A 6,454-nucleotide genomic window follows, 5' to 3' on the forward strand; every position below is an offset into this window, starting at 1 on the left:
CGGACGACCCGTGCACTGGCCACCTCGCCGCCCGGCTGCCCGCCGAGCCCGTCGGCGACCGCCACGACGAGCGGTGTGCCGAGAGGGAACTTCGCCTGCCCCGTCAGTTGGCCCAGCGCGCATGTGCCTCGAAGCGTCGTGTTCATGCCCTGGCGGCAGGACCCGTCGGGGCGCTGCTTGCGTTCAAGCTCGTCAGGCGCAGCGTGTGGTGAGGGTCTGTTCACGGCCAGGCGCGGGACAGCGGTGGTGACGTGGCCGTACACAGTGATGCGGGGGACAGCGAACAGGTCAGCGATCTGCTGCACGGTCCGCTCGCCGGAGTCGTGGAGCTGCTGCGTGAGCGTGGCCTGCTGGGCTCTACCGCCAACCTCATCAGCAACGCCGCCCCGGACCGGGCGCACCTCGCGGACAAGGATGTGGCGCCGGTCGGCGACCAGCGGAGGCAGCAGCCGGGGCCCCCGCCGGGAGGATTGTTCCCGGCCTCCCCCGGACGTCATCGGGGGCGCTTGGGTGACCGGTATGAGAGGAGTATCCTGGCCAGTAGGCAACCCGCACCCTTACATTTCGTGGCAAGGCAGGGCAGGGCGAGATAAGGCTCGGCGTGGCTGGGCAAAGACTCGGCGTGGCTGTTTTGGAGAGGCCCTCCGGCGACAACCGGGGGGCCTTCTCATGCCCAGGGCGCGCCTTACCCCCGCTGAAGGGTGCCGGGACACCACTGCGGTGGCACTCCGGGCGAGCCCGGATGCCAGCGGTAGAAGGGAGCGGGCCCGTCCGCCGCTTCGGGGGACGTTACGTCGGCACCTCTTGCACTCTCCGACTTGACATCCTCACGCCGCCCGCCGCCGCCGGAGACCAGTGCGGGACCCGCACCGGTGCCGACCGCCCCGCATGCAGTGCGCCGCCCCGCACCCGCCCGGCCAGCGGTCGCCGGCAGCCCCGGCTTTCCAGCCCCGGCGATTAGGCCGAACGGGTGACTGCCGCACCGCCCGGCGATGCGGCAGCGCGGGCGCTCATCCCCTGCAGGGCCAGATGAGCCTTGACCCGCCCGTAGGTGTCCCGGCCGGCGAAGAACGGGTGCTCGGCCACGGCGGCGGACAACTGCGACTGCCGGGCCCACAACATGTCAATCACCCGCTGCTCGTCACCACCCCGGCGGGAGAAGGCCTGCGGCCACCCCACGAGCTCGCCCCGCACCCCGTGCAACTCACGCTGCAGCCCGCAGGAGATCGGCCGGGAAGTCGAAAGCGTCGTCCGCATCGGTGTCATCCACATCCGGGATCGTAGGTCGTCCGCCCCCAGGCCGGGCAAGTGACACCAGGGCATCCAGGGCAATTCAGGTCACGTCGAATTTACGTAGCATTTTCGCGGGGGGTCGTGCATGGGAAGGTGCTGTCGCCCGGCGCCACCCCGGAGCAGGTCGCCGCCACCGCCCGTATCGTGCACGCCTGCGGTCGGCGACCCCGTGCGGCCTGGGGGCGCGTGCTCGCCCGGCTCGACCTGGACGCAGGCGTGGCGGCCCTCGACGCACCCACCGCCGTGCTCGTCGGCACCGCCGACAAGCTGACCCCGCCGGTGCACGCCCACGACATCGCCGCGCGGCTGCCGCACTGCGTCGGGCTCACCGAACTCGCCTCCGGGTCCTCCAGGGGGGTCATGTGGCCGAGCCCGGGGTCGAGGTCGAGCCCCAAGCCGAGCCCCAGAACGAGCCTGCCGCCGAAGGAGGCACGGTATGAACGGCCAGGTCGTCGTCGTCACCGGCGCCGCCCGCGGTGTGAGCGCGCTGCTCGCCCACAAACTCGCCGCCCGGGGCGCCCGATTGGCGCTGGTCGGCCCCGGACGAGCTGAAGGCGGTCGCCGGGGCGATCGGCCCCGACACCGGGTACTGGACGGCGGACGTGAGCGACCGGGACGCGATGGCGCGCGTCGCCGCTGAAGGGGTCGCCCGCTTCGGCCGCGTGGACGCCGTCGTCGCCAACGCCGGCGTCGCCACCGGCGGCCCCTTCCTCGACTCCGACCCCGCCGGCTTCGAACGCGTCATCCAGGTCAACCTGCTCGGCAGCGCCACCACCGCCCGCGCCTTCCTGCCCGCCCTGCTCGAATCGCGCGGCTACCTGCTGCAGATCGCCTCCCTCGCCGCGATCGCCCCCGCGCCACCCGACCTTCAGGCCCGCACCAGCGCCGCCGCTGGTGCTACCCACTGGCGAGCCTCCTCATCGCTGTGGCCGACATCGGTCTCACGGTCGTCGTCGCCACCGGGCCGGACCGGCGGATCGGACTGGTCCTGCTCGTCGCCGCGGTCCTGCTGGGGTACGGCGTACACCGTCGCATCCGCGCCCTCGTCGGGCCACGACCTCCACGACGGTGACCGCGCGGACCCGACGCGAGGATCGGCGCCCCGGAGGAGGACATCGCCCGCCTGTGCCCGCTCAAGGAGAAGCACCCCTGGGCCGCTATGCCTTCACCGCCTCGCAGCCCGGCGAGGGACTGCGTCCCCTGCGAGACGCGGTCGAGCGAGGTGGACGAGGTGTGACCCGTGCGGGTCACGTCCTCCAGCCCGGCCGGATCGTTATCGCTGTTGGACGCCGGGCGCCGTGCGTCCTCGCGCCGCGCTGAGAGGGATGAGCATGGGCAGGCACAAGAAGGTCCGCAACCGGCGGACGGGGCCCCAAAATCCCGCCTCACGAGCCGCCGGGGGGTGCGCCGAGGATGACCACGACCCGGCGGCCGGCGCTGGGGAGGACCGGCTCGATCCGGTGGAGCTGCTGCTGGCGGTGGACGGGACGTCGTCCGTCGCGGACCTCGAGGCCACCCACCCCGACCAGTGGCGCATCGACGGCCGCCAGTTGACCCGGGAGGAGCTGAGGGCGATCCACGACATACAGCCGCCGGACTTCATCCGCTACTACCTGATCCAGGACCAGCGGAACGCCACAGCCCTGATCGGTATGGACCGCGACGAGCTCAGCGAGGATGAGATCAACGACCTGCTCCGCTGTGAGGCCGACGACGAGGCCGGATGGGATGAGGGCGACGTTACGACTGGGTGCAGTGATCAGCGGCCGTCCCCGGTGCGGCGGACGCTCGACCCCGCCTGATCCCGGACCCGCGTCCCGGGGTTGCCTGGCGCCCGGGCGCCGGCGGGGGCAGGCTGGAAGGGCAGACCACCAGGGAGGCGCGAGCGTGGCGATCACAACCGCCGGAGCGGCGGCACAGCTGTCCGCGCGGCCGTACGCGGCTGGCGACCAGGACACGGTGCTCGCGCTGGTGGAGGCCGACCGGCTGCCAGGGCAGCCGGAGGCCACGCCCGCGATGCTCGCCGAGGCACTGGCCGGGCGCTTGCCCGTCCACGGCGGCTGGTGGGCCGAGCTGAACCAGCCCCGCACCGACGTCATACACGACCCGTCCGGGCGGGTGCGGGGGGTAGTCTCCTACGCCACGCGCCCCGGGGACGGGGCCGGACTGATCCTGTGGCTGCACACCGAGGAGGAAGACCAAGCAGTCGCCGAGGCCCTGGTCGGCCACGCGCTCGGCCAGCTCGGGCCGCGCACGGTGCACGCGTTCGAGTTCGCCTGCGCACTCACACTCGGGCTGGAGGGCCTGCCGGTGTGCAACCGCCCGGCGACCCGCCGGGCGCTGGAGGCGACCGGGTTCACCGGCCGTGACCTGTGGCGCTACATCCACCGGGGACTTCTTGGAGTCCCCAACGTCGCCGACGCACGAGTCTATCGGATCGCGGATGTCACCGAGTGCGCCGACCCGCCCGGGTGGCAGCTCGACCTGCGCGAGACCGATGGCACCCTGGTCGGCGAGGCCACCCTCGGCCGCCCCGTCGACGGGACCGGCGTGCTGTGGTGGATCAGCACCGACCCCGCGCACCGCGGCCGCGGGCTGGGCCGCCGACTGCTCCGGCAGTGCTTGGCGCACCTGGCCGCCGAGGGCGCCCGCGAGGTGATCGCCTACGTCGACGACGACGCCCCGCCCGGCAACCTCGAGCGCGACCGCCTCGCCGCCAACCGGCTCTACGACTCCATGGGGTTCACCGAGCTGGACCGGCTCTGGTCCTTCACCCGCCGCCCGTAATAGGGCGTTGTTAGGTCCTGTGGTCGGGCGTCCTGGGGTACCAGGCCCGGCCTGGTACCCCAGGACGACGGGGGGAAAGTGTTTGAGGCGCTGAGGAAACGGCCGGAGTGGATTGTGCCGTTGATCAAAGTCGTCCTGCGCGGCCGGCGCGCTGATGCCAGCGCTGTCGTTGGGATCGGACTTGTCCGTGCGCTCACGTAACCGCTCGGACGGCGCAGGGCCTCGCCGAGCGGTGCCTCACCCCACAACAGCGGCAACCGGTCGGCGAGCGCCTGGGCGGAGCGTCTCGACAGCGTCCTCGTGCGCGATCGCCCCGTCGGGGATGCCCCGGGAGCGCGGACCGACCAGCCGTACCATGATGCGCGCCGGACGGGGGTGGTACCGCGGTCGCGCGCCATCGTCATCACGGCCGCGGGGCACGCCCTCACCTGAGTGGCCAACAACGGCATCGGCTTTCGTGGCGGGCCGGAGCCCCCCGGTACACGGCCTGGGGCCTGGAAATCCTGCCGCACACCGGTACCTCCCGCTCCTGGAGCGACCCGAGGAGGCAACGCTCAGCTGCAACGGCTGATCTCCCGCAGCGGCCAGCGCGAAGTGCAGCAACTGCCGCCGCAGTCGCAGGCTCGGCCCGTACCAGCACCACGGGAGCGTCCGCGGCGGCGGCGAGCTCCATGCCGACCGACCCGAGACGGGGCCGGTTCAGCAGTTCGAGCGGAGGCGGCCCCGCGGGGGTGGCCCGCCAGTTCCCGCGGGCTGCGTCGCAATTCTCCGATGCCGCTTCCCTGCGGCGAGATCACCGGAATCAATCTCGGAATATTTTGATGCATGCGAGCGTGTATACTTCGTAGTAGTTGAGTGGGTACTGACTACTGGAGGTGACCCTTGGAACTCGACGAGGACTTGGTCGCCCAGCCGGCCATGCTTGTACTGGCGAGAGAATCTCGTGGCTGGACCCAGGCAGACCTGGCGGCCGAGATGTCGAAGGTTGATCCGGACGGGCGCGTCTCCCAGGGGTACGTGAGCCGAGCCGAAGCTGGTCGGCTTCCGGTGTCAGGAGAGCGGTTGCACCTGTTCTCTGCGGCTCTGCGCTATACGCCGCAGATGCTAAGCAGGACCACTGACCTACACGGAGTAGGGATCGGCCTGGTGCACCACCGCAAGCGTGCCTCGCTGGGGGCGATCGCGCTGCGCCGCATCCACGCGGTCCTTGCTCTCACCCGGTTGCAGACCGATGCACTGACGCGCGCGGCAGGACTGTCCGGCGAGAACCGTTTCCGCCTGATCGAAGTGACTCCTCTGGACACCCCGCAGGAAGCCGCCGAGACCTTGCGTGAGGACTGGGGCGTTGGCCCTGGGCCGATCGAAGATCTGGTCCAGCTGATCGAGGCTGCCGGCGCCCTGGTGGTGGTACGTGATCTGGCAACAACCGAATTGGATGCCGTGAGCCAGTGGGTGCCCGGCGGCCGGCCTCTGTTCCTGCTCAACTCCCACGCACCGCCTGACCGCTTCCGCTTCAGCCTCGCGCACGAACTGGGTCATGTAGTCATGCATACTCAGCCGGGCGAAGGGCGCCGGCAGGAAGACGAGGCCGACCACTTCGCGGCAGAGTTGCTCATGCCCTACGCCACGATCCGTGACGAACTCAAGCAGGGTGTGGACATCCCCCGGCTGCTGGAACTCAAAGCCCGCTGGGGTGTCTCCATGGCGGCCCTCATCCGCCGGGCCTCTTCCTTGAACGTGATCACCGACTGGCAGTACCGCAACCTCATGGTGGAGATGTCCGCTCTTGGCTACCGCACGACCGAGCCGGGAGTGGTTCCCCGCGAAACCCCGCAACGCCTCGCTCAAGTCGTGACCCGGCTGGAGCAGCAGCACCTCGGCCAGGATCAGGCGGCTCACCTCGCCGGCCTGGGAGGCGAGGAGTTCCACGAGATCTACCTGTGCGCATCCCGCTCAGCCGGGGCCCTGTGTTCCTCGGTCAAACCGTGAGGTGAACTCGATGACTGAACCCTTCGTCCCCGGCCAACTTCCACCAGACCGCAAGGCAGCGGGCGGTGGTACCCCCGCCGTGGAACTCCTGAAGGGGCGGGTACTGCTCCATGAGAACGCCCGCTTCGTCCCCCACACGCGCCCGCTGATCGATGAGGATCTCGGTGGCGTCATTGTCACCGGAGCCGGCGCGGAGGAGCGCGCCTTCCAACTACGCCATCAGGCGGGTTACAACGGGGTCCTGCTCATTGACAGCGCTGCTTACACGGGTCTTCGAATTTAACCGGGCTTGGCCTCTCTGCGGCTCCGCCTGGTGGTCGCGCAGCGTGACCGTAGGCGTTGGTGCTCGCGGTTGCGGAAGCCGAAGGCGTTGCGGGCTTCGAGC

At 70.7% G+C, this 6,454-nt stretch carries 6 protein-coding genes and 3 pseudogenes; 6 read left to right on the plus strand and 3 right to left on the minus strand.

The window, feature by feature from the left end; translation table 11 throughout:
- Together FCI23_RS62005 and FCI23_RS53385 are read right to left on the minus strand one after the other, a co-directional pair.
- A pseudogene (locus FCI23_RS62005) lies at nt 1-497 on the minus strand (hypothetical protein); the annotation flags it as partial.
- Between the two features lie 460 nt (nt 498-957).
- Entirely contained in the window at nt 958-1,257 is a 300-nt protein-coding gene (locus FCI23_RS53385; RefSeq protein WP_136731368.1) for a hypothetical protein, read from the minus strand.
- A gap of 132 nt (nt 1,258-1,389) precedes the next feature.
- Between FCI23_RS53385 and FCI23_RS62010 the strand changes: the two are divergent.
- Both FCI23_RS62010 and FCI23_RS53395 read left to right on the plus strand, forming a co-directional pair.
- Nucleotides 1,390-1,629 (plus strand): annotated as a pseudogene (locus tag FCI23_RS62010) (alpha/beta fold hydrolase); the annotation flags it as partial.
- 100 nt (nt 1,630-1,729) lie between these two features.
- Nucleotides 1,730-2,153 (plus strand): annotated as a pseudogene (locus tag FCI23_RS53395) (SDR family NAD(P)-dependent oxidoreductase); the annotation flags it as partial.
- A gap of 8 nt (nt 2,154-2,161) precedes the next feature.
- On the opposite strand, the gene FCI23_RS57870 reads toward FCI23_RS53395, so the two are convergent.
- Nucleotides 2,162-2,320, minus strand: a complete 159-nt coding sequence (locus FCI23_RS57870) for a hypothetical protein (protein WP_169317449.1) — start codon at nt 2,318-2,320, stop codon at nt 2,162-2,164.
- 298 nt (nt 2,321-2,618) lie between these two features.
- Between FCI23_RS57870 and FCI23_RS57875 the strand changes: the two genes are divergently transcribed.
- The 4 genes from FCI23_RS57875 (at nt 2,619) to FCI23_RS53410 (ending at nt 6,352) form a co-directional block, all read left to right on the plus strand.
- On the plus strand, nt 2,619-3,095 hold the full coding sequence (locus tag FCI23_RS57875; RefSeq protein ID WP_169317450.1) for a hypothetical protein: 477 nt from the start codon (nt 2,619-2,621) through the stop codon (nt 3,093-3,095).
- An 85-nt stretch (nt 3,096-3,180) separates the two neighbouring features.
- Nucleotides 3,181-4,080, plus strand: coding sequence for a GNAT family N-acetyltransferase (locus FCI23_RS53400; RefSeq protein WP_246144895.1), 900 nt, complete (start codon nt 3,181-3,183; stop codon nt 4,078-4,080).
- A gap of 882 nt (nt 4,081-4,962) precedes the next feature.
- The gene (locus FCI23_RS53405) at nt 4,963-6,069 is read left to right on the plus strand and encodes an XRE family transcriptional regulator (protein WP_246144896.1); all 1,107 of its coding nucleotides are present in this window, start codon (nt 4,963-4,965) and stop codon (nt 6,067-6,069) included.
- A 10-nt stretch (nt 6,070-6,079) separates the two neighbouring features.
- Nucleotides 6,080-6,352, plus strand: coding sequence for a hypothetical protein (locus FCI23_RS53410; RefSeq protein ID WP_136731372.1), 273 nt, complete (start codon nt 6,080-6,082; stop codon nt 6,350-6,352).
- Nucleotides 6,353-6,454 lie beyond the last annotated feature (102 nt).

This window comes from Actinacidiphila oryziradicis (assembly GCF_005047355.1).
Classification (GTDB): domain Bacteria; phylum Actinomycetota; class Actinomycetes; order Streptomycetales; family Streptomycetaceae; genus Actinacidiphila; species Actinacidiphila oryziradicis.